General features: G+C 71.5%; 4 protein-coding genes. 2 read left to right on the forward strand and 2 right to left on the reverse strand.

The window, feature by feature from the left end; genetic code table 11:
- Nucleotides 1-251 precede the first annotated feature (251 nt).
- Both BZL64_RS34640 and BZL64_RS34645 read right to left on the reverse strand, forming a co-directional pair.
- Nucleotides 252-1,607, reverse strand: a complete 1,356-nt coding sequence (locus BZL64_RS34640; protein WP_425276104.1) for a ferredoxin reductase family protein — start codon at nucleotides 1,605-1,607, stop codon at nucleotides 252-254.
- Between the two features lie 133 nt (nucleotides 1,608-1,740).
- Complete coding sequence (locus BZL64_RS34645; protein ID WP_086773041.1) at nucleotides 1,741-2,325, reverse strand: helix-turn-helix domain-containing protein; 585 nt, start codon at nucleotides 2,323-2,325, stop codon at nucleotides 1,741-1,743.
- A gap of 162 nt (nucleotides 2,326-2,487) precedes the next feature.
- On the opposite strand from BZL64_RS34645, the gene BZL64_RS34650 reads away from it, so the two are divergent.
- Both BZL64_RS34650 and BZL64_RS34655 read left to right on the forward strand, forming a co-directional pair.
- Nucleotides 2,488-3,327, forward strand: coding sequence for an EamA family transporter (locus tag BZL64_RS34650; RefSeq protein WP_086773042.1), 840 nt, complete (start codon nucleotides 2,488-2,490; stop codon nucleotides 3,325-3,327).
- Between the two features lie 27 nt (nucleotides 3,328-3,354).
- Nucleotides 3,355-4,002, forward strand: coding sequence for an FMN-binding negative transcriptional regulator (locus tag BZL64_RS34655; protein ID WP_086773043.1), 648 nt, complete (start codon nucleotides 3,355-3,357; stop codon nucleotides 4,000-4,002).
- Nucleotides 4,003-4,056: the final 54 nt, after the last annotated feature.

Below are 4,056 nucleotides of genomic sequence, written 5' to 3' on the forward strand. Positions count from 1 at the left end.
CTGCTCCCCCAGCCCTGGCCGGGAACCCACGCCCGCCGGCACACGGCCTCCTGCTGGACGGCGCTCGCGGAGGCCGGCACCCATGCCCCTGCCGGAACCCCTGTCCCCCGCCTGTTCGTCCAGTACGAGGACCTCCTCGCGTCCGTCCCCGAGCACCTCACCTGACGCACGCCCGGACAAGGGCTCGTTCAGTCATCTCGCGCACCGGCTGGGCGGCTCCGAGGAAAGCGTTCGGCGGAGCCTCGGTTTTGTCAGGCCAGGCCGAACCGTTCGGCGTGCACCTGGATCCGGGGGACCTTGAGACCGCGCAGGGCGCCGAGCACGGCTGAGGTCATCGCGGGCGGGCCGCAGACGTACACGTCGCGTTCGGTGATGTCGGGAACCAAAGCACGCAGACTCTGCGGCTCGAACGGCGGGCTGCCCTCCCCGCTGCGGCCGGTGAGCAGGTGGAGCCGCCCCCCACGGCCCGCGACCAGCGCTCGTACCTCGTCGATCAGCACGGCCTCGTCCTCGCTGCGCACCCGGTAGAGCACGACGATGTCGCCGGCCGATTCCTCCTCCAGCAGGGCCCGGACCGGCGTGATGCCCACTCCTCCGGCGATCAGCAGCGCGCCGGGCCGCGTTCGGTGCAACGAGGTGAACGCCCCGTACGGCCCTTCGACGAACGCGCGGGTCCCGACCGGGACGTGCCGCAGGCCGGTGCTGGCGCTGCCGACCGCCTTGGCCGTCAGGCGCAACGTCCGGCCGTCGGGGGCCGCCGACAGCGAGAAGGGATTGGCCGGCCACCAGTGGTTGTGCCCCGGGAACCGCCAGATGCAGAACTGGCCCGCCCTGGCCGGCAGCCTGTCGAGGTGGCGGCCCGTGACATGCACCGACACCACGTCGTCCGCCTCCGGCACCACCGCCACGACCTCGAACCGGTGATAGGCGTTGCGCCACAGAGGCATCACGATCCGCCCCGTGACCAGGGCACCGAACGCGAAGAGCCACAGGGCCCACCAGTAGGTCATCGCCGGCGCGGAGGAACTGAAGGTCGTGGTCTCCCGCAACTGGTGGACGAACGCCAGTCCCAACGCCACGTACAGCAGCAGGTGCACGCCGTGCCACGTCTCGTACCGCAGCCGCCGCCTCACCTGCCTGGCAGAGACCGCGGCGACCCCGACGACGATCGCCGCGGCCCCCATCCCGAGCAGGGAGGCCGGTACCCCCGCCAGCGCCATGAACGTCTTCGTCATCGCCGCGTCATCGAGCCGGGCGTAGCCGAGCACGACCAGCACGGCATGGGTGAGGAGCGTCCACAGCAGGGTGAAGCCGACCCACCGGTGCCACACCGTCAAACGGTCCATGCCGATCCGGCGGTCGAGCCACGGCAGCCGCGCCACCAGCAGCAGCTGGAACAGCATCAGCACGGCGGCGTGCAGGCCGAAGAACTTGGCGACCGTGAGCACCCCGTTCTTGCCGGTCCCTTCGGTGAGGAACAAGGCCTCGACGATCACCAGATTGACGATGACGAACGTCCACAGCGCCCACCGCGCCGCGACGACCGGAGGTATGGTGCGCTGCCGCACCCGTGCACTCGTCGTCTCCACCGCTTCCCCCTTGCTCACGTGACGCACTGACGCCCCGGCACCGGCCAGGTCGCGGGGACCCGAGCCGCCCGATCCGACCGACCAAGGGCGGGGCAAGAATACGGAACGTGGCGAGAAGTCGACCCTCCTCGGCCGCAACTGTTCCTGTTCGTCAGGTCGTCGAAGCGGGACCGGGCGGAAGGTGGACGGTCATGATCAGGCTGCAGGTCTCCGTGCCGGAGCCGCGGTAGGTGTGCGGGGCGTCGCCGTCGAACGTGGCCGTCCGGCCGGCTTCCACGGTGTGCTCGACGCCGTCGACGATCAGGACCATCCGCCCGGAGGTGACGCTGACGGTCTCCACCACTCCGGCCTGATGGGGGTGGCTGGGATACGTCTCGTCCGGTTCCAGTCGCCAGCGCCAGACCTCGACGGGGGCCGGACCCGAGGTGGTCAGCATGAGCCGGGCCTCGCCGCCCCGCTCCCCGGTCCACAGGGGGGCCACGGTGTCGGCGTCGACGATGCGCACGCGCCCCTCGGACGGTCCCTGCATCAGCGCGGACACCGAGATCCCGAGGGTGTCGGCCAGCCGGACGAGGGTGGCCAGGTTGGGATTGCCCTGCGCCTTCTCCAGCGCCACCAGGGCTCCCTTGCTGACCTGGGAGCGTCGGCTGAGCTCCTCCAGGGAGAGGCCCGCGCGGGTGCGGGCGGCCCGGACGTTGCGCGCGACCGTCCGCAGCGCCGCGGCTGTCTCGACCATCTGATCTCCCATCTCGCCACCGGCCACCGGCCACCGGCAACCGACAACCGGCCACCGCTCGCGCCATCGACCACCGCAATGCACCGCGCGGTCGTTCGGTTGACATGGGACGGTCGTTACGTTGTACGGTTCAGTCGTTCCAATGATTGTAAGGGATGCACTGTGATCGCTTTGATGATGGCCCTGGGCAGCTCACTCGCCTACGGCTGCGCGGACTTCCTCGGCGGCCTCGGCGCCCGTAAGGCTCACGTACTGCGCACGGTGATGATCGCGGCCCCGGCCTCCCTCGTGGTCGAGCTGCTGCTGTGGCCTGTGCTGGGCGCGTCGTTCAGCGGTGCCACCCTCGCCTGGGGTGCCGCGTCCGGAATCGCCTCCGCCGCCGCCTTCGCCCTGCTCTACCGGACGCTGGCGATCGGTCCGATGAACGTGCTGTCGCCCGTGACCGCGCTGGTGTCCGCCGCGCTGCCCGTCAGTGTGGGCCTGCTGCAGGGCGAGCACCTGTCCGCCGCCGGACTCGTGGGCCTGCCGCTGGCGCTGGTGGCCGTCATCCTGGTCAGCGCCGGACACGGCACCGGATCCGCGCGCCCCACACGTACGGCGCTGATGCTGGCCTTCGGTGCGGGCGCGGCCATCGCGCTCCAGCTGGTCTTCCTGCACCAGGCGCCGTCCGACAGCGGCGTGGCGCCGCTGATCGTGGGGCGGGCGGTCTCCTCGGCCGTCACCCTGGCAGCGGCGGGGGTGCTGTACCGCAGGCTGGGCCCGGAGCGGCCCTCGTACGCGATGTCTGCCGCCGCGGGCGTGCTGGACTCCGTCGCTAACCTGCTCTTTCTGCTCGCCGCCCGCGACGGAGATCTCGCCGTCGTCGCCGTGCTCGTCGCCCTCTACCCGGCCGGCACCATCCTGCTCGCCCGCGCCATGCTCGCCGAACGCGTCCACCGCGGCCAGCTCCTCGGCCTGGGCACCGCCGCCGTCGCCGTCAGCCTCCTCGCCCTCACCACCTGAGCGATCCCCCATCCCAAGGAGAGGTACATGTTCATCCAGCCCTGGGACGCCGCCCTGGACAGCGCCGAGTGGCAGACCTGGATCGCCGGCGGCCACGACTTCGGACTGCTGAGCGTCAACGGCCGCCTCGGCCGTCCGCCCACCGTCGTGCCCACCCACTTCGTCTCCGGCGACGACGAACTGCTCATCCACCTCGCACGCCCCAACCCCGTCTGGGAGTCGATCGAGCACGACCGGAACGTCACCTTCACCGTGATCGGCGACTACGCCTTCGTTCCCGGCCCCTGGCGCGCCACGCCCGGCGCCCCGCCCACCGACGGCGTACCCACCAGCTACTACGCGGCGGTGGAGTTCACCTGCCAGGCACACATCGTCGACGACCCCCGGCAGAAGGCCGAACTGCTGCGCCGTCAACTGGCCCACTTCCAGCCCGAAGGCGACCACGCGCCCATCGCCGTCGACCAGCCGCCCTACGGCCGCATGCTGCCCGGCATCCGCGGCCTGCGCCTGGAGGTCACCGACGTACGCGCCAAGTTCAAGTACGACGACCACAAGCCCGTGGAACACCGCGCCGCCGCGGCCGACCGCCTCACGGCACGCGGCCAGGGCCTCGACGCGCCCACCGCGGGCCAGCAGCTCCGCAGGCTCGACCGCATCGGCACCTGGAACCCCTGAACCCCGGCCCGACCGCCCACACACCCTCCCGCCACAAGAACGGAAGCCCCGCCA

Source organism: Streptomyces bobili (assembly GCF_002154575.1).
Lineage (GTDB): Bacteria > Actinomycetota > Actinomycetes > Streptomycetales > Streptomycetaceae > Streptomyces > Streptomyces bobili.